Source organism: Serinicoccus sp. CNJ-927 (assembly GCF_001942435.1).
Classification (GTDB): Bacteria; Actinomycetota; Actinomycetes; order Actinomycetales; family Dermatophilaceae; genus Ornithinicoccus; species Ornithinicoccus marinus.
In genome coordinates this window covers 1-25,235 of sequence record NZ_MKKF01000022.1, presented here as the reverse complement: position 1 = coordinate 25,235, position 25,235 = coordinate 1, and the positions used below count along the sequence as shown (strand labels likewise).

The 25,235-nt window shown below is 70.7% G+C and carries 24 protein-coding genes and 3 pseudogenes; 8 read left to right on the top strand and 19 right to left on the bottom strand.

Annotated elements, in window-relative coordinates:
* The 4 genes from BJF86_RS07630 to BJF86_RS07615 form a co-directional block, all read right to left on the bottom strand.
* Positions 1 to 1,323, bottom strand: a complete 1,323-nt coding sequence (locus BJF86_RS07630) for a YjiH family protein (protein ID WP_075817869.1) — start codon at positions 1,321 to 1,323, stop codon at positions 1 to 3.
* Between the two features lies 1 nt (position 1,324).
* Positions 1,325 to 2,983: a urocanate hydratase gene (gene hutU / locus BJF86_RS07625; RefSeq protein WP_075817867.1), complete on the bottom strand. Its 1,659-nt coding sequence runs from the start codon at positions 2,981 to 2,983 to the stop codon at positions 1,325 to 1,327.
* Between the two features lie 97 nt (positions 2,984 to 3,080).
* Positions 3,081 to 4,688 carry a histidine ammonia-lyase gene (gene hutH / locus BJF86_RS07620; protein WP_075818282.1) on the bottom strand — a complete coding sequence of 536 codons (1,608 nt, stop codon included), beginning with the start codon at positions 4,686 to 4,688 and terminating at the stop codon, positions 3,081 to 3,083.
* Between the two features lie 377 nt (positions 4,689 to 5,065).
* A complete protein-coding gene (locus tag BJF86_RS07615; protein WP_075817865.1) occupies positions 5,066 to 5,803 on the bottom strand; it encodes a glutamine amidotransferase in 738 nt (245 codons plus the stop codon).
* 25 nt (positions 5,804 to 5,828) lie between these two features.
* Here BJF86_RS07615 and BJF86_RS07610 point away from each other — a divergent pair, with 25 nt between their 5' ends.
* The gene (locus tag BJF86_RS07610) at positions 5,829 to 6,464 is read left to right on the top strand and encodes an ASCH domain-containing protein (protein ID WP_075818280.1); all 636 of its coding nucleotides are present in this window, start codon (positions 5,829 to 5,831) and stop codon (positions 6,462 to 6,464) included.
* Between the two features lie 99 nt (positions 6,465 to 6,563).
* Here the strand turns inward: BJF86_RS07610 and BJF86_RS07605 are convergent, their stop codons facing one another.
* Positions 6,564 to 7,583, bottom strand: a complete 1,020-nt coding sequence (locus BJF86_RS07605; protein WP_075817863.1) for an NADP-dependent oxidoreductase — start codon at positions 7,581 to 7,583, stop codon at positions 6,564 to 6,566.
* A gap of 106 nt (positions 7,584 to 7,689) precedes the next feature.
* Here BJF86_RS07605 and BJF86_RS07600 point away from each other — a divergent pair, with 106 nt between their 5' ends.
* Positions 7,690 to 10,239, top strand: a complete 2,550-nt coding sequence (locus BJF86_RS07600; RefSeq protein WP_075817861.1) for a glycogen/starch/alpha-glucan phosphorylase — start codon at positions 7,690 to 7,692, stop codon at positions 10,237 to 10,239.
* 38 nt (positions 10,240 to 10,277) lie between these two features.
* Positions 10,278 to 11,059, top strand: a pseudogene (locus BJF86_RS07595) (IclR family transcriptional regulator).
* Between the two features lie 10 nt (positions 11,060 to 11,069).
* Here BJF86_RS07595 and BJF86_RS07590 read toward each other — a convergent pair.
* The 9 genes from BJF86_RS07590 to BJF86_RS07550 all read right to left on the bottom strand — a co-directional run bounded on the left by BJF86_RS07590 (position 11,070) and on the right by BJF86_RS07550 (position 17,435).
* Positions 11,070 to 12,035, bottom strand: coding sequence for a hypothetical protein (locus BJF86_RS07590; protein WP_075817859.1), 966 nt, complete (start codon positions 12,033 to 12,035; stop codon positions 11,070 to 11,072).
* 270 nt (positions 12,036 to 12,305) lie between these two features.
* Positions 12,306 to 12,593 carry a hypothetical protein gene (locus tag BJF86_RS07585; RefSeq protein WP_075817857.1) on the bottom strand — a complete coding sequence of 96 codons (288 nt, stop codon included), beginning with the start codon at positions 12,591 to 12,593 and terminating at the stop codon, positions 12,306 to 12,308.
* Positions 12,590 to 13,090, bottom strand: a complete 501-nt coding sequence (locus BJF86_RS07580; RefSeq protein WP_075817855.1) for a hypothetical protein — start codon at positions 13,088 to 13,090, stop codon at positions 12,590 to 12,592. The genes BJF86_RS07585 and BJF86_RS07580 overlap by 4 nt, the downstream gene beginning before the upstream one ends.
* A gap of 26 nt (positions 13,091 to 13,116) precedes the next feature.
* The gene (locus BJF86_RS07575) at positions 13,117 to 13,620 is read right to left on the bottom strand and encodes a hypothetical protein (RefSeq protein ID WP_075817853.1); all 504 of its coding nucleotides are present in this window, start codon (positions 13,618 to 13,620) and stop codon (positions 13,117 to 13,119) included.
* A gap of 24 nt (positions 13,621 to 13,644) precedes the next feature.
* Positions 13,645 to 14,172, bottom strand: coding sequence for a hypothetical protein (locus tag BJF86_RS07570; protein ID WP_075817851.1), 528 nt, complete (start codon positions 14,170 to 14,172; stop codon positions 13,645 to 13,647).
* On the bottom strand, positions 14,169 to 14,537 hold the full coding sequence (locus tag BJF86_RS07565; RefSeq protein WP_143553737.1) for a hypothetical protein: 369 nt from the start codon (positions 14,535 to 14,537) through the stop codon (positions 14,169 to 14,171). The genes BJF86_RS07570 and BJF86_RS07565 overlap by 4 nt, the downstream gene beginning before the upstream one ends.
* 131 nt (positions 14,538 to 14,668) lie before the next feature.
* Positions 14,669 to 16,660, bottom strand: a complete 1,992-nt coding sequence (locus tag BJF86_RS07560) for a DUF6571 family protein (RefSeq protein WP_075817847.1) — start codon at positions 16,658 to 16,660, stop codon at positions 14,669 to 14,671.
* Positions 16,660 to 16,977 (bottom strand): hypothetical protein, encoded by a 318-nt coding sequence (locus tag BJF86_RS07555; protein ID WP_022925779.1) that lies wholly within the window; start codon positions 16,975 to 16,977, stop codon positions 16,660 to 16,662. The genes BJF86_RS07560 and BJF86_RS07555 overlap by 1 nt, the downstream gene beginning before the upstream one ends.
* 35 nt (positions 16,978 to 17,012) lie before the next feature.
* Positions 17,013 to 17,435 (bottom strand): hypothetical protein, encoded by a 423-nt coding sequence (locus BJF86_RS07550; protein ID WP_022925780.1) that lies wholly within the window; start codon positions 17,433 to 17,435, stop codon positions 17,013 to 17,015.
* A gap of 116 nt (positions 17,436 to 17,551) precedes the next feature.
* On the opposite strand from BJF86_RS07550, the gene BJF86_RS07545 reads away from it, so the two are divergent.
* The 4 genes from BJF86_RS07545 (at position 17,552) to BJF86_RS07530 (ending at position 20,656) form a co-directional block, all read left to right on the top strand.
* Positions 17,552 to 18,919: a NupC/NupG family nucleoside CNT transporter gene (locus tag BJF86_RS07545; protein ID WP_075817845.1), complete on the top strand. Its 1,368-nt coding sequence runs from the start codon at positions 17,552 to 17,554 to the stop codon at positions 18,917 to 18,919.
* Positions 18,920 to 18,991: 72 nt separating this feature from the next.
* Positions 18,992 to 19,246, top strand: coding sequence for a type II toxin-antitoxin system VapB family antitoxin (locus tag BJF86_RS07540; RefSeq protein ID WP_022925782.1), 255 nt, complete (start codon positions 18,992 to 18,994; stop codon positions 19,244 to 19,246).
* Positions 19,243 to 19,641, top strand: coding sequence for a type II toxin-antitoxin system VapC family toxin (locus tag BJF86_RS07535; RefSeq protein WP_022925783.1), 399 nt, complete (start codon positions 19,243 to 19,245; stop codon positions 19,639 to 19,641). Before BJF86_RS07540 ends, BJF86_RS07535 begins: the two co-directional genes overlap by 4 nt.
* Before the next feature lie 25 nt (positions 19,642 to 19,666).
* On the top strand, positions 19,667 to 20,656 hold the full coding sequence (locus tag BJF86_RS07530; RefSeq protein ID WP_075818278.1) for an NAD(P)H-quinone oxidoreductase: 990 nt from the start codon (positions 19,667 to 19,669) through the stop codon (positions 20,654 to 20,656).
* A gap of 484 nt (positions 20,657 to 21,140) precedes the next feature.
* Here the strand turns inward: BJF86_RS07530 and BJF86_RS07520 are convergent, their stop codons facing one another.
* Together BJF86_RS07520 and BJF86_RS07515 are read right to left on the bottom strand one after the other, a co-directional pair.
* Complete coding sequence (locus tag BJF86_RS07520; RefSeq protein ID WP_075817841.1) at positions 21,141 to 22,154, bottom strand: hypothetical protein; 1,014 nt, start codon at positions 22,152 to 22,154, stop codon at positions 21,141 to 21,143.
* A gap of 23 nt (positions 22,155 to 22,177) precedes the next feature.
* Positions 22,178 to 22,690: an NUDIX hydrolase gene (locus BJF86_RS07515; RefSeq protein WP_075817839.1), complete on the bottom strand. Its 513-nt coding sequence runs from the start codon at positions 22,688 to 22,690 to the stop codon at positions 22,178 to 22,180.
* Between the two features lie 31 nt (positions 22,691 to 22,721).
* Here BJF86_RS07515 and BJF86_RS07510 point away from each other — a divergent pair, with 31 nt between their 5' ends.
* Complete coding sequence (locus BJF86_RS07510) at positions 22,722 to 23,192, top strand: DUF3093 family protein (RefSeq protein ID WP_083652787.1); 471 nt, start codon at positions 22,722 to 22,724, stop codon at positions 23,190 to 23,192.
* Positions 23,193 to 23,207: 15 nt separating this feature from the next.
* Here BJF86_RS07510 and BJF86_RS07505 read toward each other — a convergent pair whose 3' ends face one another.
* From BJF86_RS07505 to BJF86_RS07495, 3 genes and pseudogenes are all read right to left on the bottom strand, one after another.
* The gene (locus tag BJF86_RS07505) at positions 23,208 to 23,762 is read right to left on the bottom strand and encodes a hypothetical protein (RefSeq protein WP_075817835.1); all 555 of its coding nucleotides are present in this window, start codon (positions 23,760 to 23,762) and stop codon (positions 23,208 to 23,210) included.
* A gap of 98 nt (positions 23,763 to 23,860) precedes the next feature.
* Positions 23,861 to 24,751: pseudogene (locus BJF86_RS07500) on the bottom strand (FAD-binding protein); the annotation flags it as partial.
* A 21-nt stretch (positions 24,752 to 24,772) separates the two neighbouring features.
* A pseudogene (locus BJF86_RS07495) lies at positions 24,773 to 25,235 on the bottom strand (transposase); the annotation flags it as partial.

Here is a 25,235-nt window from a genome sequence, read left to right as displayed (position 1 = left end):
TCAGAACAGCAGCAGCCCGACCGGGATCGCGAGGACCAGGCTCAGGCATACCCGCTCGAACCAGACGACGAGCAGCCGCGGGATGGACACCGGGATCTGGGTGCCGACGAGGGAGGGCACCATGGCGGAGAAGAAGATGATCTGGCTGACGCTCACCACGGCGACGACGTACTTCACCGACATCGCGGACTCCGCGACGAGCGCGGCCGGGAGGAACATCTCCGAGACACCCAGCGCGGCGGCCTTGGCGACGAGCAGCGGCTCGGGGATCTGCAGCGCCCAGGTGATGGGGTAGAAGACGTAGCCGAGCCAGTCGAAGACCGGCGTGAACTCGGCGAGCACCAGGCCCAGCAGCCCGATCGACAGGATGCTCGGCAGGATCGCCATGGCCATCCGGAGCCCGTCGAGGAAGGTGGACCGGACCGTCCGCAGCAGGCCCGGGTCCGCCGCGACGGTATGCCTGGCCTCGCGCCACGCGGTCGCGAACCGGCCGCCCTCGGTCGGCTGCTCCGGCTGGTGCTCCACGCCGGGCGCCGTCTCGTCCGGGATGCGCGACAGCGGCGGGATCCACACCGTGATCGCGGTGACGACGAAGGTGATGAGCAGGGTGGACCAGAAGTAGACCGTCCAGTGGTCCATGAGGTCCAGCGCGCTCGCGACGACGATCATGAAGGTCGCCGAGACGGTGGAGAAGCCGGTGGCGATGACCATGGCCTCGCGCCGGGTGTACTTCCCGTCGAGGTAGACCCGGTTGGTGATGAGCAGGGCGAGCGAGTAGGACCCGACGAAGCTGGCGACGGCGTCGATCGCCGAGCGGCCGGGGGTGCGGAAGACGGGCTGCATGAGCGGTCGCGCGAGCACCCCGATGAACTCCATCAGCCCGTAGCCCACGAGCAGCGCCAGGAAGACCGCCCCGATCGGCACGAGCAGCCCGACCGGGATGACCAGGGCGTTCAGCAGGAACGGCCCCATGCCCTCGGCGAAGAGCCACGCCGGCCCGACCTCGAGGACGAGCATCACCCCGACGACCAGACCGATGACGCGAGCGACGGCGAAGACGGCGTCGGTCGTGCTCCGCCGCCAGGACCCGGTGACCCAGGGGTAGACGGCACCCGCCGCGATGAGGGCGAGGGCATACCAGGGCAGGACGCCGGGGATCGCCTCGCGCAGCCAGGACACGATGTGGTCCAGCGGGATCGTGCTGCGCCCGCCGATCGTGACCGGCACGAAGAACATCACGACGCCGATGGCGGACAGGACGAAGAACTTCCACATGGGGACTGCGGTGTCCGGCACGTCGTCGGGCCGGATGGTGGTGCTCATGTCAGTCGCCCTCCCGCATGGGGACGCGCACGCCGCGCTCGGCGGCCACCTCGTCGGCACGGTCGTAGCCGGCGTCGACGTGCCGGATGACGCCCATGCCGGGGTCGTTGGTCAGGACCCGCTCCAGCTTCTGCCGGGCCAGGTCGGTGCCGTCGGCCACGCTGACCTGCCCAGCGTGCAGCGAGCGGCCGATGCCGACGCCGCCGCCGTGGTGCAGCGACACCCAGGACGCGCCGGAGGCGGTGTTGACCATGGCGTTGAGCAGCGGCCAGTCGGCGATGGCGTCCGAGCCGTCGGCCATGGCCTCGGTCTCGCGGTAGGGGCTCGCCACCGAGCCGCAGTCGAGGTGGTCCCGGCCGATGGCGATCGGGGCGCTGACCTCGCCGGAGGCGACCATGTCGTTGAAGCGCACGCCCGCCTTGTCCCGCTCGCCGTAGCCGAGCCAGCAGATCCGCGCGGGCAGCCCCTCGAAGGCGACCTTGTCCTGGGCGCCCCGGATCCACTTCTGCAGGTGGTCGTTGTCGGGGAAGAGGTCGAGCACGGCCTGGTCGGTGGCGGCGATGTCCTTCTCGTCGCCGGACAGCGCGGCCCAGCGGAACGGGCCCTTGCCCTCGCAGAACAGCGGCCGGATGTATGCCGGGACGAACCCGGGGAACTCGAAGGCCCGGTCGTAGCCGCCCTGGCGGGCCTCGTCACGGATGCTGTTGCCGTAGTCGAAGACCTCAGCGCCGGCGTCCAGGAAGCCGACCATCGCCTCGACGTGCCGCGCCATCGACTCCTGTGCCCGGTCGGTGAACTCCTCCGGCTTCTTCTCGGCGTAGTCGTGCCAGTCGGCGAGGTCGATGCCGGTCGGCAGGTAGGACAAGGGGTCGTGCGCGGACGTCTGGTCGGTCACGATGTCGATCGCGACCCCGCGGCGCAGCAGCTCGGGGAAGACCTCGGCGGCGTTGCCGACGACGCCGATCGAGACGGCCTCGCGGGCCTCCTTGGCGGCGAGCGCCCGCTCGATGCCGGCGTCGAGGGAGTCGGCGACCTCGTCGAGGTAGCGGCTCTTGACCCGACGGCGCAGCCGGGCCTCGTCGACGTCGACGACGAGGCATACCCCGCCGTTGAGGGTGACGGCGAGCGGCTGGGCGCCGCCCATGCCGCCGCACCCACCGGTGAGGGTGAGCGTCCCGGCGAGGGTGCCGTCGAACTTCTTGGCGGCGACCGCGGCGAACGTCTCGTAGGTGCCCTGCAGGATGCCCTGGGTGCCGATGTAGATCCAGGAGCCGGCGGTCATCTGGCCGTACATCGTCAGCCCGAGCTGCTCGAGCCGGCGGAACTCTGGCCAGGTCGCCCAGTCGCCGACGAGGTTGGAGTTGGCGATGAGCACGCGCGGCGCCCACTCGTGGGTCTGCATGACGCCGACCGGGCGGCCGGACTGGACCAGCATGGTCTCGTCCTCGCGCAGGTCGGTGAGGGTGCGGACCATGGCGTCGAAGCTGCGCCAGTCTCGTGCGGCGCGGCCGGTGCCGCCGTAGACGACGAGGTCGTCGGGGCGCTCGGCGACCTCGGGGTCGAGGTTGTTCATGAGCATCCGCAGCGGGGCCTCGGTGGCCCAGGAGCGGGCGGTGAGCTGGGTGCCGCGCGGTGCGCGGACGGGACGGGCGCCTTCCATGGTGGTCTCCTTCGACTCGTTTCTCTGGCTTGGCTCTGGCTGTGGCTCTTCTTCCGACCGGCCGCACGGTCTACGCGGACCGGCCGCCCGGTCTGCGTCAGTGCAGCAGTCCGGTGACCCTCTCGGCGGCGGCGCGGACGCGGCCGTCCGCGACGAGATCGACGACGGTCTCGATCTCCGGGCTGAGGTGGCGGTCCGGGCCGGGGCCCTCGACGCCGGACCCGCGCAGCAGCGCCACGACGGCCGCCGTCGCGGGGGCGGGGGTGAGCGGCGCGCGCAGGTCGAGCGCGCGGGCGGCGGTGAGGACCTCGACCGCGACGACGCGGGTCAGCCCGTCGACGGCGCGGCGCAGCTTGCGGGCCGCACCCCAGCCCATGCTCACGTGGTCCTCCTGCATCGCGGAGGAGGGTATGGAGTCCACGCTCGCCGGGGCGGCCAGCCGCTTGAGCTCGCTGACCAGCGCGGCCTGGGTGTACTGCGCGATCATGTGCCCGCTGTCGGTCCCGGGGTCGTCCGCGAGGAAGGGCGGCAGCCCATGGCTGCGGGCGACGTCGAGGAAGCGGTCGGTGCGCCGCTCGCTGATGCTCGCCACGTCGGCGGCGACGATCGCGAGGAAGTCGAGCACGTGGGCGACCGGCGCACCGTGGAAGTTGCCGTTGCTCTCGACCCGTCCATCGAGCGTGACGACCGGGTTGTCGACGGCGGCGGCGAGCTCGCGGTCGGCGACGGTGCGGGCATACCCGCAGGTGTCGCGGGCGGATCCGTGCACCTGGGGCGAGCAGCGCAGCGAGTAGGCGTCCTGCACGCGGGTGCACGCCTCGGTGCGGTGCGACTCGCGGATCGCGCTGTCGGACATGAGGCTCCGCAGGTTCTCCGCCGAGCGGGACTGCCCCGGATGCGGGCGGAGGGCGTGCAGGTCGGCGGCGAAGACGTCGTCGGTGCCGAGCAGGCCCTCGACGCTCATCGCGGCCGCGACGTCGGCGGAGGTGAGCAGGGTGTCGAGGTCGTGCAGGGCGAGCACGAGCATGCCGAGCATGCCGTCGGTGCCGTTGATGAGGGCCAGGCCCTCCTTCTCGGCCAGCTCGACCGGGGCGATGCCGGCGCGGGCCAGCGCCTCACCGGCGGGGATGAGCTCCTGCGGGGAGGCCTGCCAGGCCTCCTGGTCCGCGCCCGCCTCCGGACCGACCCGGACCATGCCCTCGCCCATGACGGCCAGGGCGCAGTGGGCCAGCGGCGCGAGGTCGCCGGAGCAGCCGAGGCTGCCGTGCTCGCGCACGACGGGGGTGATGCCGGCGTTGAGGAGCGAGGCATACGCCTGCGCCGTCTCGACCCGCACCCCGGTGCGGCCGGTCGCGAGGGTCGACAGGCGCAGGAGCATGAGCGCCCGCACGACCTCGCGCTCGACCTCCGGGCCGGACCCCGCGGCGTGGCTGCGGACCAGGCTGCGCTGCAGCTGCGCCCGCTTCTCGAGCGGAATGCTGGTGTTGGCCAGCGCGCCGAAGCCGGTCGAGATGCCGTAGTGCGGCTGGGTGTCGCTCGCCAGGTCCTCCATGATGCGGCGGGTCGCGGCGATGCCCTCGACGGCGTCGCCCGCGATGCTCACGCGGGCACCATGCCGGGCGACGGCCACGACCTCGGCGTGCGACATCGGGCCGGCGGTGACGACGACCTCGCGCGGCAGGTCAGGCTCGGGGAGACGGCTCATGGAGACCATTGGAGCGGTCTGCCGCGACGGCGTCACCCCCTGCGACGGCCTCGCCGTCTCGGATCTCAGACGCATCCGCCATGCCCACCCCGCCGGGAACCTGAGCAACGAAGAGTGCCCCAGGCAGGTGCTGCAGCCCCTGCGTCGAGGACCTTTCTCTGCTCAGGCGGGCCACGAGGTCGGACAGGCGGCGCCCGCGCACCCGCCGGGAACCTGAGCAACGAAGCGTGCCCTACGCAGGTGCTGCAGCCCCTGCCTCGAGGACTTTTCTCTGCTCAGGTCGAGGCGGGCCGGCGGCAGCCCCTGCGCCGAGGACCTTTCTCTGCTCAGGTCGAGAGGGGACGGCGGCAGCCCCTGCCTCGAGGACTCTTCTCTGCTCAGGCCGGCGCGGGGTGGCCGAAGCGCTCAACGAAGGCCGGAAGCAGGCTGCGCACGTGGGTGAGGTCGACCGACTCGGCCTGGGCCACGATGGGCGCGACATCCTCGGGCTCGCAGTAGCCGTGACCGGCGTAGATGTGCAGCCGCCGCTCGAGCGACTCCGCGTCCAGCTCGGGGTGGAACTGCGTGGCGTAGACGTGGCGCCCCATCCGGAACATCTGCGTCGGGCAGCCCGCCGACGACGCGAGCAGCACCGCACCCGGCGGCAGCACGGCGCATGCCTCCTTGTGCCCGACGATCGCGTAGAACGGGTCCGGCATACCGGCGAGCAGCGGGTCGGCCAGGCCCCGCTCCGTCAGCGAGATCTCCACCGCGGCGGGCGCCTCGCCGAACCGGCGGTCGACCGTCCCGCCCATGGCCAGGCCGAGCAGCCCGATCCCGTAGCAGGCGCCGAGGAACGGCACATCGGCCTCGACGACGCGGCGGGCCAGCGCGGCCAGGTCACGCTCGACCCGTTGCTGCACCTCGCCCTTCCGCTCGTCCGAGGCGTTGAACGGGCTGCCGCCCAGGATGATCCCGCTGTAGGCCGCGAGGTCGACCGTCGGCAGCGGCGCCGCCTCGACGCGCACCCGGTGCAGCTCGCTCTCCCGCAACCCGGCGTAGCGCAGGAAGCCCGCGTACTCGTCGTCGGCGGCGTCGTCCTCGGCGCGCGTGCCGAGCAGCAGGAAGGGCCTCACACCGGCAGAGCCTAGGGTGGGCGGTGTGGACGAGCCGACACCGACCGGGCAGGACCAGGACCGACGCGACCGCGCGATCGCGGCCTTCTGGGCCGACGCGCGCATCCGCGGCAAGCTCAACCGCATCGAGGTGTATGCCGGTGCTCAGGTGAGCGACACCCTCCCGCCGCCGGCGTGGAGCTTCGGCGGTGAGGACGACCCGCAGACCGCGGACCGGTTGCTCGGGCTGGTGCTCGCCGGGCGGAAGACCGCGACGGCCAGCGCCTACCGGGACTACGAGGCCGACGCGCGGACCCGGCAGGCCCTGGACGAGGGGCCCGCCGAGGGCGACACCCTCACCCGCACCGGCGTCGACCTCGACCTGGCCCTGCCCGAGCCCGGCCTGCTGTCGATCATCCTCGACGGGGCGGGCCAGCCGCGGGCGCTGGTCCGGATCACCGACGTGGAGGTGTGCCGCTTCGCCGACGTCAGCGCGGAGCACGCCCGTCTGGAGGGGGAGGGCAACGGCACCCTCGCGGACTGGCGCGCCATCCACCGCGAGGCGTTCGCGGCCACCGCGCCGCACGGCGAGCCGGTCGACGACGACACCCTCGTGGTCCTCGAGCGTTTCGAGGTGCTGGTGCCCGCGGCGGCCGGACGGGCCGCGCGCCGACACCCCTGAGGCCCCTCGCGACGGCCCACCCATGGCGCCGGCGGCCGACACCGCTGGGGCAGACCCGGCTGCACCGGCCGCGACGGCCGCCGCACGGCAGCCCCGGGCTCAGACCCGGATGAGCATCTTGCCGGTGTTGTCGCCGCGCAGGAGCCCGAGGAAGGCGTCGACCGCGTGCTCGATGCCGTCGACGACGGTCTCGCGGGAGCTCAGCTGCCCGGAAGACAGCCACCCGGCGGCCTGCCCGGCGAACTCGCCCGCCAGGTCCTGGTGGTCGGAGACGAGGAAGCCGGTCATCGTGCCGCGCACCTGGATGAGCCGGGCCAGATTGCGGGGCCCGGGCGCGGGCTCGGTGTCGTTGTAGCTCGAGATCGCGCCGCAGATCGCGATCCGGCCACCCTGCCGCAGGGCCCCGATCGCGGCCTCCAGGTGCTCGCCGCCGACGTTGTCGAAGTAGACGTCGATCCCGTCGGGCGCGTGCTCGGCGAGCTGGGCGGCGACGTCGCCGTCCTTGTAGTTGAAGGCGGCGTCGAAGCCGAGTTCGTCCACGAGGTGGTCCACCTTCTCCTGGGAGCCGGCGCTGCCGATCACGCGGGACGCGCCGAGCGCCTTGGCCACCTGGCCGGCCACGCTGCCGACCGCTCCGGCGGCCCCGGAGACGAAGACGACGTCGCCCTCGCGCAGCTGCGCGACGCGGACCAGACCGGCGTAGGCGGTGAGCCCGGTCATGCCGAGCACCCCGAGGTAGGCGGGGGCGGGCGCCGCGTCGGTGTCGACGAGGCGCGCGGACTCGGCGTCCACGACGGCCTCCTCGCGCCAGCCGAGCTGGTGCAGGACGTGGTCACCCACGGCATACCCCTCGGCGCGGGACTCCTCGACGACCCCGACGGCGGCGCCCTCCATCGCCCGGCCCAGCTCGAAGGGCGCGACGTAGGACCGGGTGTCGTTCATCCGTCCGCGCATGTAGGGATCGACGGAGATCAGCTCGTTGCGCACCCGCACCTGCCCGTCGGCGAGCTCGGGCAGCTCGCTCGTCGCGAGCTCGAAGTCGGACGGCTCGGGCCACCCGTGCGGGCGGGCGACGAGGCGGACCTCACGGGCGGGGGCGGACTGGTCGGCTGGGGTCACTCTCGGTCTCCTCCGGTCTCGGGTGCTCTCAGGGCGGGCCCGGTTGCCAACACACGCCCCGCGCGAGGTATGCCCGGGAACCAGCGAGGCCCTAGGGTTACGACTCGTGACCACCACGCACCCGCACCCCGTCATCACCGACGAGAGCCCGTCCGCCGACGCCAACCGGCGCGGCCCCAGCTTCGAGGCGTCGCACGAGCTGGCGACCGGCCCGGTGACCTCGCCGCCGCGCACCGTCGACGGCTTCGTCCGTGAGTTCCTGGACCAGCTCAACTTCGGGCAGGGCGTCAAGCTGTCGCAGTCGACGATCAACGACCAGTACCTCGCGCTCGCCCGGACCGTGCGCTCCTACCTCATGGCGTCCTGGCTGGAGACCGGGCACCGGCGCCGCAAGAACCCCACGCGCATGGTCGGTTACCTCTCGGCGGAGTACCTCCTGGGCCGCCAGCTCGGCAACAACCTGCTCGCCTCGGACCTGCAGGGCATCGCCGAGCAGGCGATGGAGCAGTGCGGCATCGACATGGCGGCGCTGCGCGGCCAGGAGGTCGAGCCCGGCCTGGGCAACGGCGGCCTCGGGCGGCTCGCCGCCTGCTTCGTCGACTCGCTCGCGACGATGGACCAGCCCTGCATCGGCTACGGCATCCGCTACGAGTACGGCATCTTCCGGCAGACCTTCGTCGAGGGCCGCCAGGTCGAGGAGCCGGACAGCTGGCTGCGCCTGGGCAGCCCGTGGGAGTTCCCGCACCCCGAGCGCGCCGTCCAGGTCGGCTTCGGCGGGCATACCGAGACCTCGGTCGACGAGGACGGCACCGAGCACACCCGCTGGGTCCCCGCCTGGCAGGTCCGCGGCGTCCCCTACCACTACATGGTCCCCGGCTTCCGCAACGGCGTCGTCAACACCCTGCGGCTGTGGAGCGCCGAGGCCAACCAGGCCTTCGACCTGCAGACCTTTAACGCCGGCGACTACGCCCAGGCCTCCCGCGCGGAGATCTTCGCGGAGAACATCTCCAAGGTGCTCTACCCCGACGACTCGACGCCGCAGGGCAAGGAGCTGCGGCTGCAGCAGCAGTACTTCTTCGTCGCCTGCAGCCTGCGCGACTTCATCGAGAACACCCTGCCGCGCGACGTGGACCTGCGCGAGCTGCCGCAGCGGATCATCTTCCAGCTCAACGACACCCACCCGGTCATCGCGGTGCCCGAGCTCATGCGCATCCTCGTCGACGAGAAGGGCTTCGACTGGGACGAGGCGTGGGACATCACCCAGCAGTGCTTCGCCTACACCTGCCACACGCTGCTCCCCGAAGCGCTCGAGGTGTGGCCCGTCGACCTGCTGGGGCGGCTGCTGCCGCGCCACCTGGAGATCATCTACCGCATCAACGAAGAGTTCCTGCTCGAGGTGCGCGACGCCTTCCCCGGCGACGAAGGCCGGGTGCGGCGGATGTCGATCATCGCCGAGCAGCCGCAGCGCGCGGTGCGGATGGCCTACCTCGCCACCGTCGCGGGCGCCAAGGTCAACGGCGTCGCCGAGCTGCACAGCCAGCTGCTGCGCGACGACGTGCTGCCCGATTTCCACGCGATGTGGCCGGAGAAGTTCACCAACGTCACCAACGGCATCACCCCGCGCCGCTTCCTCTACCTGGCCAACCGGCGGTTGTCGGACCTCATCAACGAGACCATCGGGACCGGTTGGGTCACCGACCTGGAGCAGCTGCGCCAGCTCGAGCCGTATGCCGACGACGCCGACTTCCGGCAGCGGTTCCGGGACGTCAAGGACGCCAACAAGGAGCGGCTCGGCAAGCTGCTGCGCGTCCGTGACGGCATCGAGCTCTCGCAGGACCACCTGCTCGACGTCATGGTCAAGCGGCTGCACGAGTACAAGCGGCAGACCCTCAAGCTGCTGCACGTCGTCTCGGTCTACGAGGGAGTCCTCTCGGGCCGCACTCCGATCGACCAGGTGACCCCGCGCACGGTGCTCTTCGGCGCCAAGGCGGCGCCGGGCTATCACATGGCCAAGGAGATCATCTTCCTCATCAACTCGGTCGCGGAGACGGTGAACACCGACCCGGTGATGGACGGCCGGCTGCAGGTGCTCTTCCCGGCCAACTACAACGTCACCCTCGCGGAGAAGGTCATCCCGGCCGCCGATCTGTCCGAGCAGATCTCGCTGGCCGGCAAGGAGGCCTCGGGCACCGGCAACATGAAGTTCGCGCTCAACGGCGCCCTGACGATCGGCACCCTCGACGGCGCCAACGTCGAGATCCTCGACCTCGTCGGCGAGGACAACTTCTTCCTCTTCGGCATGACAGAGCCGGAGGTCGAGGAACTGCGCCAGCGGGGTTACGTCCCCAGCTCGTTCTACGAGGCGGACCCGGTGCTCAAGGCCACGATCGACCTCATCGGCAGCGGCCACTTCACCGGCGGCGACCGGGGCGCCGTCTCGGCGGTGCTGGACAACCTGCTGAACCACGACCCGTTCATGGCGCTGGCAGGATTCGGGTCCTACCTCGAAGCCCAGGACCGCGTGGAGCGGGCCTACGCCGACCCCGAGGCGTGGAGCCGCTCGACGATCCTCAACGTCGCCCGCTGCGGGTTCTTCTCCTCCGACCGCTCGATGCGCGACTACCTCGACCGGATCTGGCTGCCCGGGGACGCGTGAGCGCCCGCGGAGGCGGGTGAGCGCCTACCCTCGGGAGGATGGGGACCAGCAATGCACCCGCCGCGGGTCACGCGCTGGCCATCCTCACGCTGCTCGCTCGGCACGCGACACCGGTCGCGGCGGCGACGATCGCCCGCGAGCTGGGGCTGCCGCGGTCCACGACCTACCACCTGCTCACGGTCCTCGTCGAGCAGCAGTATGCCGTGCACCTGCCCGAGGAGCGGCGCTACGGCCTGGGTGTCGCCGCCTACGAGCTGGGCTCGGCCTACACCCGGCAGGCGCCGCTGCAACGGCTGGCGCGCCCGCGGCTGACCCGGCTCGCCGACGCGTGCGGGCACAACGCGCACCTGGCGGTGCTGCACGGGCCGGACGTGCTCTACGTCATCGAGGAGCGGGTCGCCGGGCGACCCTCGCTGGTCACCGATGCCGGGGTGCGCCTGCCCGCGACCCTCACCGCGAGCGGGCTGGCGATCCTGGCGGCGCTCCCGGCGGCGCAGGTGCGCGCGCTCTTCCCCTCGCGCGAGGCCTTCGTGCAGCGGCACGAGCAGGGGCCGCGCTCCCTCGTCGAGCTGCGGCGGGTGCTCACCGACACCCGGGGCCGTGGGTATGCCGTCGAGGACGGCTCGTGACCCCCGGGCTCGCGTCGGTCGCCTCAGCCGTGCTGGACCACTCCGGCCATCCGGTGGCCGGGGTCGCCGTGACCTACCCCGCGGACCGTGACCTGCGGATCGACGCCGTGGTCCGGCTGGTCCGGCAGACGGCGGCCGAGCTGTCGGCGCGGCTCGGTCACCGCGACCAGGGACGCTCCCCGGTGGGCTGACCGGCAGGTATCAGCCCCGGCGCCGCAGCCAGCCGAGTAACCCGGCACGCTTCTGCCCGCTTCGGTCACCAGGCAGGTTGCCGTGGTCCTGAAGCCGCTCGACCAGCGCCTCCACCTCGTCCTGGTTGAGCTCGAGGTAGTCGTGGACCTGCCGCCAGTAGGGATCGGTCGCCGCCCCTTCCTCAGGTCGTCGCGGCTCGTCCATCACGGCGAGGATCGAGCGCGGGCCGTCCCGGTCGGCGATCAGTCTCAGCTGGGTCCAGTCGATCCCACCGGCCGCCTCGTACAGCGCCTCGATAGCGTCATGAGCCGTCGAGGTGCGGCCGTACTCTGCCGCGAGCTGCGCTCCGTCCCAGGTGATCACCCGGTTGAGCCGCACGTTGTTCGGCGCCGTCGACCCGTCCTCCTGCTGGAGTCGCCCGATCCACATCACGACGCGGATCCACGACGAGTGGTCACCGGTCAGGCCGTCCACGATCCGGTCCGCGATCTCGTGCACGCCGGGAACGTCGACCAGGGCGGGCCCGGCCTCCTCCGTCGTCGGCTCCACCGGCAGCCCCTGGAGCTCCTCACGGTGCCGCTCCAGGTAGTGGTGCACCTCGTCCGCCCAAGGGTCCTGGAGCGAAGTCTCCGCCCGGACCAGGGTGTCGTGGTCGAACTCCGCGCGTGGTTCGGGGTCGTCGGCGTCGATCTCGACCCGCATGACCAGCCAGTCGGCATGACGTTGGTCCAGCGCCTCGAGCTGGAGCAGGTCCTGCAGCGGCTCGCTCATCGGCTCGATCGGCTCCTGCACCAGGAATCCGCGGCGATCCCGAAGCACCACGACAGCTGGCGCCATGGTCGCGTCGAGGGAGGCCTCCTCTGGCGACTCGCCCATCTTGGCCCACCAGGTGACGATGCGCACCCAGCCCTCGGGCGCGGCCTCGCGGTAGGCGTCGGCGAAGCGCTGAAGGTGTAGCCGCGCTTGCTCATCCATCGCGGGAGTCCTCTCGGTTCGAAGCTGACGGCTGGCCGCGACGGTGTCGGAAGAGGCTGAGCACCCCTCGGCCCGACTTCTTCTTCTCACCCGGTAGATCCCCGCTTGCCCGCAGCCGATCCACGAGTGCATCGACCTGGTCACGATTCAGGTCCAGGTAGTCGTGAACCTGTCGGCAGTACGGGTAGCTCGCCGAGTCGTCGAACTGTCGGCGAGGTTCATCATCGACCAGCCGCAGCTCGCGCTGGCCATCACGATCTGCCACCAGTCTCAACTGCGTCCACGGACAGTGACTGTCTTGTCGTCCACGGCCCGCAGCTCGTCCGAGAGCTCGAACGCCTTGCCATAGGTCGCGCCGACCGCGCCGTCCACCCAGGACACCACCCGGTTGAGCCTGAGCCTGAGATGAGCAGGTGCCGGGAACCCGTCCGGCTCGGCCAGACGTGCTACCCAGAACATCACCCTGATCCACGCCGGTTGGCCCCGGACCAGTGTCGCGACGATCTCATCGAGGTGCGGGGCAAGAGTCCCCTGGAGATCGCCGGCGTCGGCACTCATGCTCCACCTGAAAGCAGCCCAAAAATTCCCCGTCGCCGCTTCTTCTGCCCGGGCAGGTCCCCGCTCGCTCGGAGGCGTCCCACGAGCGCATCGACCTCCTCGCGGTTCAGCTCGAGGTAATCGTCGACCTGGTGCCAGTACGGGTCGGTTGCCGAGCCTTCGACCTGACGCCGAGGCTCGTCCGTCACGAACTCGACCTGTCTGCCGCCATCTCGGTCTGCGACCAGCCTGAACTGGGTCCAATCGACGTCAGACGTCATCTGCGAAATCGCGCGGTAGGCGTCGTAGTCGCCGAACCCGGTGAAGTACTCAGGGACGACCACGCCGTCTTTCCAGCACAGCACCCGATTGAGGTAGATGTCGCCCTCCGCAGGCGAGCCGTCATCATTCTGAAGTCGGCCGACCCACGCCACGGCGCGGATCCATTGCGGGTGGTCGGAGGTGAGGACCGAGACGATCGCCTCGACCTGCAGGTCCAGCAACTCCGAGTCGCTCATGCGCACCCTCTCCCCTGTGTCCGACGTCAGGCGCCTGGCCGGAAGTAGCCGAGGACGCCTCGCCGGGACTTGTTCTTCCCACCGGGAAGGTCGCCAGTGCTCCGCAGCCGTCTGACCAGCGCTTCCAGGTCGTCGCCGTTCAGTTGGGCATAGTCGTGCACTTGGCGCCAGTAGTTATCGGTGGCCGCACCTTCCGCCAGCCTTCGTGGTTCATCAGTCACGAACCGCACCTGTCGTTCCCCATCCCGGTCAGCCACCAGCCTGAATTGCGTCCATTCGACGTCTTTCGACGCCTCAGCGATCGCACGATAGGCCTCGTAATCGTCGAACCCGGTGTAGTACTCGGCGACAACACCCCCGTCCTTCCAACAGATCACTCTGTTGAGGTAGATATCGCTCTCGGCGGGTGAGCCATCGTCCTCTTGAAGTCGGCCGACCCACGCCACGGCGCGTATCCATTGCGGATGGTCGGAGGTGAGGACGGAGACCATCGTCTCGACCTGCCGGTCCACCGACACTGGGTCACTCATCTGAACGCGCTCTCGTGGTCCTAATCACGTTCCCGGGCGGAAGTAGCTGAGCACCCCTCGGCCCGACTTCTTCTTCTCGCCGGGCAGGTCGCCGCTGCTCCGCAGCCGTTCCACGAGCGCGCCAACCTCAGCACGGTTCAGTTCTAGATAGTCGTGGACCTGATCCCAGTAGGGGTCGGAACCAGCGCCCTCAAGGTCTCGCCGCGGCTCGTCGGTCACAAGGTCGATCTGGTGCTTGCCGTCGCGGTCAGCCACGATCCGGCACTGGGTCCAGTCCACGTCCTCCGTCGGCGCATCGATGCGCCGATACAGCGCAGACACGGTGCGCATCTTGGTGTGGTAGGCGGCGACCACCTCACCATCGGTGTACGACAACACCCGGTTGAGCCGGGTGTTGGTGTCGGTGGGCTGGCCTTCGTACTTCAGACGACCGATCCAGATCACGACCCTGATCCAGTTCGGAAAGGACTCAGCGAAAGCGTCGACGATGTCGCCGACGGTCGCTTCGAGTTCGCCTTCCAGCACTGCGACTCCCCCCGCCTTGTTCATCACGACCTGAACCAATTCCACCGACGGCGCGACTGGTCCTCCGGCGTGCTTGTCGTGGCCGGTCCGCTCATCCGCTCCAGCTCCTCCCGGTGCCGCTCCAGGTAGTGGTGTACCTCGTCCGCCCACGGGTCCTGGAGCGAGGTTTCCGCCCGGACCAGGGTGTCGTGGTCGAACTCCACGCGCGGCTCGTCGCAGTCGGCGTCGATCTCGACCCGCATGACCAGCCATCCTTCTTCCGGGTCCCCCTTGAGCGCCTCGTCCATCGCCTTGACGTGCATCCAGGGGAAATCTGGGGCCAGCGACTCCTGCCGTAGCACTCCATCGGCTCCCCTGACGACGACCTCCGCGGGCGACTGGACCGCGCTCATAGACGCCTCATCAGCACTGTCGCCCAGCTTGGCCCACCAAGTGACGATGCGCACCCAGCCTTCAGGCGCAACGGCGATGTAGTCCGCAACCATGTTGCGCAGCTGCGATTCTGCCTCGGGTCTCATCAGGGCTACCTCTGGTTCTCGAAGAAGTATGGCTTGGTCTCGATCGTCCCGTCCTTGCGGGTGATGGTCGTGACCACATTGAAGGCATCAGGACGCACCGAGACATTAGTCGACATGTACTTCGGTTCCAGCTTGACGGAGACGCTCGCCACATCGGGATCACGTATGGCGTCACGCAGGGACCGTTCCATCTTGGCGTAACCGCTGTTGTTGAGGTTCTTCGTGCCGTCCGCGAGTGGCTTGCCGTTTCCTGGGACGACGTTGAGGCGGTTCGTCGGTCCGCCGAACCAGTGTCCGAGGAGATGGAAGCCCACGTCGGTGTCTGCCGCTACTCCGGGCGTGTTGCCGATGTCCGTCTGCAGCTTGCTTCGGGTCGCCGAGCCTTCGGTAATCGTGCCCTCGACGGCCTTCGTGCGCCCGAACTCGTCCGTCTTCCACGTCACCCCGTTGTACTCGTAGCTGGCGTTCGGATGGGCCTTGTTGGCCGCCGCGTTGAAACTTGCCTCGTCGGTGAACTTCATCGAGGGGACGTCCACCTTGCCCGGCAGTCCGTCGGCCTTCGCCACGGTCGGCACTGGTGCTGCGTCGATGGCATCGTCGAGGACCTTGCCCCCGACCTCATCGATGAACTTGGCCGCGTCGCTGCCTTTGAACACCTTTGTTCCCCACTTGGCTCCGGTCCCGCCCCATCCCGCCAACGGCACCATCGCGACGACCGTGAGGCTGCCGTTGACGACATCGCCCTCGGCGTAGTACCAGGCGGCGTTGACCCCGTCGATGGGCTCGCCGATGACGGGGACCAGGCCCAGCACGTCCAGGAAGAGGTGTCCCGCGTCCGACCACCACGGCTTGTCCTCGGTGCGCGCGAGGACCTCCTCCTCGAAGGCCTTCGAGACGAGCCGAACGTCCTCACCCACGGTCAGGGAGTAAGTGCTGCCACCCTCGTACGGGGTGATGGAACTGCTCAGCATCTCGCCGGCGGCCGCTCCGTCGTCGACTGGCCACTTGCGTGCGGTGAGCAGATAGTCGACGAAGGATGAGACCTGGTGCGACTCACCCTCCACCTCGACAGTGGTGCGGCCCGCCTCTTTCACCAGGCGCATCCCCGCCTCGGGATCCTTCGCGACAGCCTCCAGCACGAGTGCCATCGGGTCGTAGGCCTCGGTGCCGTCCGGCAACCTGGCTCCCACGTAGCTGCCCATCGGGTATGAGCTCTGGCCCCACATCCCCCTATAGCCCTCTTCCCCGGTCTCGTAGTCGTAGAGCGCCTGCGTGAGCTCCACGGTGAAGTCCGTCGACCACCGGCCGCGGGACACCACCGCCGCCAGGCGGGAGGCCTGCCCCGGTGGGTCGGTCGTGGTGATCGCGTCGATCCACTGCTGGCTCCACCCCTCCGGCGGGGCCACGTCGCCGGTGCCGCGCGAGGCCAGACCCATGGTCTGCCCGAGGCCGTCGAGCAAGGCGTCGTAGTCCTGCCGCCAGGCCTCCAGCTTCTCCTGGTAGTCCGGGTCGTAGCCACTGGGCTGCGGCGGCATCCCCGCGCCGGCGATGGTGTTGGACAGGTCCTCCAGGTCGACCCGCTCGGCCAGGGCCTGCGCGAAGTAGGGGTCGTTCTGGCCCTCCGCGAGCAGGTCGAGGATCTCCTGCGGGATCTCCCCGCCCTCCTCGAGGTAGTCGGCGACCTTCTTCGCGTCGGCCTCGACCTGGGCCTGGCTCTTGGTGGAGACGTCGTCCTCGTCGAACTGGGCATACATCTGCACGCCCGGGGTCGAGGCCTCGATCTGCTGCGCCATCGCCAGCCGCCGGTGCAGGCCGCGCACCTCGCCGTCGGCCCAGCTGAGCACGTCGTCGACCCGGGAGAGCGAGCCGGTCCCGAGCATCACCCCGCTGAGGTTGCCGGACACCGTGCTCCGGTCGAGCGGCAGGTCGGAGCGCACCTTCCCCACGCCCGCGACGAGGTCGGTGAAGCCCGGGATGTGGATCGAGCAGGTCGCCATCAGCGCAACCCCGCCATCTTCTGCCACCGGGTCTGCCAGGCGGTCGACTCCACCCGCTCGGGCTGGCCCGCGATCGCGTCGTCGAAGTCCTGGATGGCGTCGTCACGCACCCGCCCCAGGGTCCGCTTGTGCTCCGCCAGCGCCGCGCCGAAGTCGTCGGCCGTCGTGCTCACCCAGCACCCCGACGACATGGCCCGGTCGGCCTTGTCGAGGGCCTCCTTGATGTCACCCGCCGGGTCGACCGACCGGTTCCGCGCCTGCTCCAGCGCCGTCCGGTACGGGTTGGGCACCATCGTGACCTCGTCGTCGCCCGCCATCGCGCTCCCCCCCTCGTCCTGGTATGCCCGCCCGCTCAGTGCTGCGGGCGCTCGCCGTGCTCGGCGACCCACGTCGCCAGGTAGTTCTGGAACCGCCCCATCGACTCCTCGTCCTCGATGCCGAGGCTGCGCTTGGGCTGGCCGTAGCCGAAGGTGGTGCGGAACGCCCCGTCGGCGTCCACCTCGAGGTCGAGCACGCTCCACCGATCCCCGGAGGAGCCCATGCCCTCGTGCAGCTCGACGACCAGGTCGTAGAGCGGCTCGTCGAAGTCGAGCTGCCCGATCCCCCAGCGGTCCTGCAGGTCGACCACCGCCAGGGTCAGGTAGTTGAGGTTGACCTGGCCGTCGACCCGGGTCGCCTCCCAGTTGCCCACGAGCCGGGCCCACCCGGCCGGCGCGATCTCGACGAAGCGCTGCGCGACCGCGCGCACCGCCTCCTGCTGCTCACTCGGCTCCACGACCGCTCCCCTCGCTGTCGACTGGTCGTGGCCACAGACTAACCACCTCTGACCCCGACCCCGCACCACGCGGTACGGTCGGCGCTACCCGCGACGAGGCATACCAGGAGGTCACGATGGACGTGCTCTGGGGAATCGGCGGCATGGCGGCGCTCATCGCGCTCGCGCTGCTGCTCTCGACCAACCGCCGCGCCGTGCGCTGGCGCACCGTGCTCGCGGCCCTGGGCATCCAGGTGCTCTTCGGGATCCTCGTCCTCTACTGGTCCTGGGGGCAGCGGGCGCTGGAGCAGGTCTCGCAGGGCGTGCAGGCGGTCATCAACTCCTCCAACGCCGGCATCCAGTTCGTCTTCGGGCCGGTGCTGCCCCAGGGGGAGGACGCCGGGGTCGTCTTCGCCTTCCAGGTGCTGCCGGTCATCATCTTCTTCGCCTCACTGACGGCGGTGCTCTACCACTTCAAGATCCTGCAGTTCGTCGTGGAGAAGCTCGGCGCAGCCCTGGGCGCGGCGCTCGGGACCCGCAAGGCCGAGTCGGTCAACGCCGCCGCCAACATCTTCGTCGGCCAGACCGAGGCGCCGCTGGTCATCCGCCCCTACCTCAAGGGGCTCACCCGATCGGGCCTGTTCGCCGTCATGGTCGGCGGGTTGTCCACGGTCGCGGGCTCGGTCCTCGTGGGCTACTCGCTGCTCGGCGCGCCGCTGGAGTACCTCATCGCGGCTTCCTTCATGGCGGCCCCGGGGGCGCTGATGATGGCGAAGCTGGTGCTGCCGGAGGACGACGACAAGGGTGAGGACACGAGCGAGGGACGAACGAGGCCCGCAACCCCGAGGAGTCCGACCAGAGGACCGGAGGAGGACCCGGAGGCGGCTGAGCGGCAGGACCGGCCGGTGAGCGACGTGCCGGCGGACCCCGAGGGCGACAAGGACGGCGACGGCATACCGAACGACGAGGACGACCTGGAGGGGATGGAGTACCGCAACGTCATCGACGCCGCCGCCTCGGGCGCCGCAGACGGGCTCAAGCTCGCGCTCAACATCGGCGCGATGCTGCTCGCCTTCATCTCGCTCATCGCGCTGGTCAACCTGCTCATCGGCACGGTCGGCGGCTGGTTCGGCCAGCCGGACCTCACCTTCGAGCAGATACTCGGGTATGCCTTCGCCCCCCTCATGACGGTCATCGGCGTGCCGTGGGGCGAGGCGACCACCGCCGGAAGCTTCGTCGGGCAGAAGGTCATCGTCAACGAGTTTGTCGCGTTCTCCAACTTCGCGCCGATCATCGACCAGCTCAGCCCCAAGACCGCGGCCATCGTGACCTTCGCGCTGACCGGCTTCGCCAACCTGGGATCGCTCGGCATCCTGCTCGGCGGCCTCGGCTCGCTGGTCAAGGACCGGCGCCGCGAGATCGCCGAGCTCGGGATCCGCGCCATCCTCGCCGCGACGCTGGCCAACCTCATGAGCGCCGCGATCGCGGGCATCCTTATCGGGTAGCGCCCTCCGGTTGGCCCAGGCTCCCACCTGATCTGCCTCGCTGTCCTCCTTTCTTCCTCGTATGGTTGACCCATGGCTCTGAACATCAAGGATGCCGAGACGGACCGATTGGCTCGAGAGCTCGCCGACGCCACGGGCGAGTCCATCACCGTGGCCGCGAGGCGCGCGATCGAGGAGCGCCTGGCCCGGGTCACCGCTCTTGCCCGGGCCGAGAAGGGCACGGACGAGCTCGAGGGGATCATCGACAGAGGACGTCGGCGCCCCGTGATCGACGCGCGGACGCCGGAGGACATCGTCGGTTACGACGAGGCGGGGCTGCCCGGGTGACGATCGTTCTGGACACGTCGGCGGTCGCCGCCGTCATCTTCGGCGAGCCCGACGCCGAGACCCTCCTCCGAGTCATGCAGCGGGCCGCCGGGGACCTCCTGATGAGTGCCGCGACATCCGTCGAGGTCGGCATCGTCGTGGAGACCCGGCAGGGCCGGGAGGCGACCCAGGATCTGAGACTGCTGCTGGACCGGCTCGGGGTCGACATCGCACCGCTCGACGCTGCACAGGCGTCGATCGCCGTCGACGCCTGGCGCCGCTTCGGCAAGGGGCGCCACCCAGCATCCCTCAACCTGGGTGACTGCTTCGCCTACGCCGCCGCACAGCGCCGAGATGCCCCGCTGCTGTTCAAGGGGGGTGACTTCGCTCAGACGGACGTCAGGTCAGCGCTGTGAGCTGAAGCCTCCTAGGGTGAGCAGCATGCGAGCCATCACGATCCCCGAGCCCGGTGAGGCCGACGCCCTCGTCCCCGCCGACGTGCCCGCCCCTACCGCGAGCGCCGGCGAGGTCCTCGTCGACGTCGTCGCCGCGGGGGTGAACCGCGCCGACGTGCAGCAGCGCAAGGGGGCCTATCCCCCGCCGCCCGGTGCCTCCGAGCTCCCCGGGCTCGAGGTCAGCGGCCGGATCAGAGCGCTCGGCGAGGGGACCGAGGACTCGGGGTGGTCCGTCGGCGACGAGGTGTGCGCGCTCCTCGCCGGCGGAGGGTATGCCGAGACCGTCGCCGTCTCGGTCGGCCAGCTGCTGCCCGTGCCCGACGGCATACCCGTGGCGGACGCCGCGGCGCTGCCCGAGGTGGCGTGCACCGTCTGGAGCAACCTGGTCATGGAGGCCGGGCTGGGCGAGGGCGAGACCGTGCTGCTCCACGGCGGCTCCAGCGGCATCGGCACCATGGCGATCCAGGTCGCCCGGGCGCTCGGTGCCCGGGTGGCGGTCACCGCCGGCTCGGCGGACAAGCTGGCCGCCTGCCGCGAGCTCGGGGCGGAGGTGCTCATCAACTACCACGAGCAGGACTTCGTGGAGGAGGTGCGGGAGGCGACCCGGGGCGGCGGCGCCGACGTCATCCTCGACGTGGTGGGCGCGAAGTACCTCACCGACAACGTCCGCGCGCTCGCGCACGACGGCAGACTGGTCGTCATCGGGCTCCTCGGCGGCCGCACCGGCGAGCTCGACCTCGGGTCTTTGCTGATGAAGCGGGCGAAGGTCATGGCCACCTCGCTGCGGTCCCGGTCGCTCGACGACAAGGCCGAGATCGTGCGGCAGGTCCGCGAGCACGTCTGGCCCTGGATCGAGACCGGCCGGGTGCGGCCGCTGATCCAGTCCCGCCACCCGCTGGAGGACGCCGCCGACGCGCACCGCGAGATGGAGGCCAGCGAGCACATCGGCAAGATCCTGCTCACCGTCGCGCCGTGAGCGTGGCATCGGGCACACCCGGTGCCTATGGTGCTCGAGCGGCGGAGTACGCCGCCTTCATCGACGGTCTCGACCTCAGCGCGGATCTCCTTCGAGGTGGATGGCACCGACGACCTCGCCCCCGATGCCCGGTACGACGGCATCCTGGCGTGGTACTCCCTCATCCACCTCACCCCAGGCGCCGTCGGACCTGCCCTGGCTCAGGTGCGGAGGGGCGCTGCGCCCCGGCGGTGGCCTCTTGCTCGGTTTCTTCGAGGGTGATCACCGCACCGCCTTCGACCACCAGGTGACCACCGCCTACACCGGGTCCCCTCTTGCGACGGCTGTCGAGATGAGTGACGCCGGTTGGCGAGTGACGCGGATGGAGCAACGCAGGGGCGACGGGACACGACCGCACGCCTCGATCGCTGCGGTCAGGGACTGACCGGACGCGCCGGGCATACCCCGGGCCGACCGCTGACCCGCGTCAACACCGAGGTCGTGCTCACTCGACCATGAGGTACTCCACCTCGGGGTCGAGCTCGGCCACCTCCTCGGGCGTCATGAGCGGGCCGAACTCGACGTCCTCCTCGAGGAAGAGCTTGAAGCCGCCGTGCACGTGCTCAGGCGTGGACTCGTTGACCAGGTCGTAGGTGGAGACCTTGTCCTGCGGGTGCCCGATGCCGTCCACCGACTTGATCGCCGCGACACCGTCGTGCTCGGTCAGCGCCGCCTCGTCCTGCACGACGCTCGCGTGGACCTGGTGGTAGACCATCGCCTTCTCCGGCAGGTCGTGCTCCTCCACCAGCCCGGCGAGGTATGCCGCGACCTCGTCCAGCTCTGCCCCGGTCGTGCTGCCGTAGACCTCGCCCGGGACCTGCCCGGGCGACACCGCCCACTCCGGGTCGAGGGCCACCCCCACGTCCGGCTCGACCAGCCACTCCTCGAAGTCGCGCACCTCGTCCGGGAAGGGGACCGCGCCGGTCTGGATGTTGAGCAGCAGCATCGCGTCGTGCCTGCGGGCGAGGTCGAGGTGGTCCTCGATCATCTGGTCGGTGACCTGGGTGCGGAAGCTGCCGTCCTCACCCGGCACCGGGTGCGCGATCGAGACGACGAGCTCCAGCACCGGGAGCATCTCACGGTCGCCGGCGAAACCGGCGAGCTCGGTCTCGATCTCCGCGGCCCGCTCGTCGGGGTCCCCGATGCCAAGCCGGCCCATCGCCGGGGAGTCCGGATGACCGACATACCCCACGAGGCGGAAGTCGGGGAAGATCTCCCGGCCACCGCGCGGGAGCTCAGCAGGTTCCTCGGTCGTGGGCGCAGCCTCCTGCTGCCCCTCCTCGCCGTCGCCGCCCTCTCCCCCGTCGGGCGCCTCCCCGTCGTCGGGCTCGGGCGCCGCCGAGGTGGCACCTGCCTGCGTGCCAGCCGCGTCCTCCGGGGCGCCTCCGCCGTCTCCGCCGGCGCAGCCCCCCAGCGTCAGCACGCCGGCCAGCGCGAGGAGTGTCCGAGGTCGCCGCATACCCCCACTGTGACAGCCGTGCCCTAGCGCGGCAGGTCGAGCAGCCGCCCCGGGCGTGGCGCGTCCGCGGCCCGGGCCAGCACGTCCAGGATGCCTCGGGTGTCCCGGTCGGCCGGACCGAGCTCGGCCCGGCTGGTCCACCGGGCCTTGCGCGCCTCGGTCGCGAGCGCCAGGTCCGGCCGCTGGTCCAGACGCACCCGGAAGACCACGTCCACCCCCTGCTCGACCGGGTCGACCCGCACCGTGACCGGGTCACCGGGGTCAACGTCGAGCCCGACCTCCTCGGCGACCTCCCGTCGCACCGCGTCCGCCGGATCCTCGGCCCGGCCGAGCAGTCCGCCGGGCAGGCTCCAGCCGCGCCGGTGCGGCTGCCACAGCACGAGGAACTCGCCGTCGTGCTCGAGGACGCACACGGCGCCGACCGTGTAGCTCGGGGCGACGGTGCGGACCACGGCCCGCTTCACCGGTCCCGGCGTCACCCGGAAGCCGAGCAGCGCAGCGGTGCTCGCCTTGCGGCGCAGGGTCGCGAAGTCCACGGGTGCAGCCAACCACAACTACTATCGCGTCATGGATGACCGGGTCCGCTACCGCCACCGTCCGATCCCGGCCGTAGCCTGGGTCATCCTTGCCGTCGTCACGGTCACCCTGGGTGGCTTGATGTGGCGGCATGACCCGCGGAACGCGCCGATCATGCTCGCGCTGCTCGTCACGTTGGCCGGCATCACCGCATTGACGCTGTTCAGCATCAACCTCTACGGACGGCTGAGGATCACCGACAGCGAGCTCCGCATAGGTCGCGACCGGATCCCGCTCAGCACGATCGACCCGTGGAGTGTCCGCGGCCCGGGTGAGGAGCAGGTCCCCGGTAAGGCGGTCGGAGGGGGGTATGCCGTGCCGCTGGGGATGAAGGGCGTCGGCATGATGGTCGACGGACAGGGGCCGGTGGTGATCCCAACCCGCGAGCCGGAGCGCCTGAGCGCGGCGCTGCGCCAGGCACTGCTGCGCGAGGGCGGCGAGACCCCGCGGCACCGTCCCTGACGGCGTCGACCCGTCTCACCAGAAGTCGAGGTTCGCCGTCCGCAGCCCCGCCGGGGCGACCCCGCGGTAGAGCCCGTCGGTCGTCCACATCAGGCTGATCACGAGCTCGGCGACGGTGATCCCCTCGACCCACGCCACCTCCAGCGAGTCCGGGGTCCCGGAGCCGAAGCTGTCGAGCAGCGGAGGGAGACGGTGCTCGGTCAGCACCGTCCCGTCGGCACGCGCCAGCTCGGCACGGTGCGTCCCCCGGGTCACCTCCTGGTCGGGACGGGGCACGCGCGGTCCGCGCACGGTATACGTCCAGGCGTGATCTCCAGCCGTGGCCACGAGCTGCTCACGCGCCCGGAGCGGCGAGCGCGGACGCGGCTCCACGGGCTGCCGCTCGCACCCGACGTCGACGCCGTCGAGGCGTAGCGGCATCAGGGCATACGGGAACGGCAGCGGGTGCCGCTGCTCCGCCTCGCCGCAGGCCACCTCCTGGCCGTCCCACAGGGCCACGAGCTCCCGCCCGGTCCTCCAGAGCAGCGACAGCGTCCCCCGTGGACCGAGGTCGTAGGATCCGCGCGCCATCTCGCGCGATCGAGGGGCTGCGCCGGAAGCACTCGGTCGGCGTGTGGGGCATCGTGCCGCTCCCGGCCGACAGGGTCGCGCCCCAGGCCGTCATCGGCTCATGCCGCGGCCGCCCGGCCCGCCGCGCGCCCGGTGAAGAGGCACCCGCCCAGGAAGGTGCCCTCCAGCGACCGGTAGCCGTGCACCCCGCCGCCGCCGAAGCCGGCGACCTCGCCGGCGGCATACAGGCCGGGGATCGGGTCGCCGCGGTCGTCGAGCGCGCGGGAGTCGAGGTCGGTCTGCGCCCCGCCGAGGGTCTTGCGGGTCAGGACGCGCAGCCGCACGGCGACCAGCGGCCCGTGCCTCGGGTCCAGGAAGCGGTGCGGCGCGGCGGTGCGGATGAGCTTGTCGCCCAGCGAGGCCCGTGCCGCACGCACCAGCGCCACCTGCACGTCCTTGCCGTAGCCGTTGGCGAGCTCGCGGTCGCGCGCCTCGACCAGCGCCCGGACGTGCGCCGGGTCGAGCAGGTCTTCGCCGGTCAGCGCGTTCATGCGCGCGACGAGCTCCTCCACGGTGCTCGCCTCGACGACGTCCGCCCCGTGGTCGACGAAGGCCTGCACCGTGGCCGGCACGTCGGTCGTCACCCTGCCCAGCACCTGCCGCACCGAGCGCCCGGTGAGGTCGGGGTTCTGCTCCGACCCGGAGAGCGCATACTCCTTGCCGAGCACGGTCCGGCTCGCCACGAACCAACTGTGGTCGTGGTGCGGTGCCGTCCTGCGCAGGTGCGCGAGGGTGCCGAGGGTGTCGAAACCGGGCAGGTAGGGCGCCGGGAGCCGCCGGCCGGTCGCGTCCAGCCACAGGCTGCTCGGGCCCGGCAGGATCCGGATGCCGTGCCCGGGCCACACCGGCGAGTGGTGGGGTATGCCCTCGACGTAGTGCCACATCCGGTCCCGGTTGACCAGCCGCGCACCAGCCCCCTCGAGCGGGTCGAGCATCGAGCCGTCGACGTAGATATCCCAGGGTCTAGCTTGTCAAGCTGCGGCGGGGTGGCGGTGGGCCCAGGCGGTGTGTTCGTCGTAAGGGGTGCGGTGTTTGAGGCAGCCGTGCAGGATCCCGATCCATCGGTTGCCCAGGGCGCGTAAGGCTTCGTGGTGCTCGTAGTCCGCGGCGCGGCGTTCGTCGTAGTAGGCGCGGGCGCCGGGGCTGGTGCTCAGGGAGCAGAAGGCCCACTGGTCGATCGCGTCGTACAGGCGTTTGTTGCGGATGTAACGGGCCAGCACGATCTTCTTCTTGCCTGAGGCCTTGGTGATGGGTGAGGTGCCTGCGTAGTTCCTGCGAGACTTGGCGTCAGCGAAGCGTTCGGGGTCGTCCCCGAGCTCGCCGAGCACCCGGGCGCGAGGATGTCACTCAGGCCTGGCAGCGAGAGGTAGATGTCGGCGTCCGGGTGCTGCTCAAAAGACTGGTTCAGCTGGGTCTCGAGGTCGGCGATCTGGG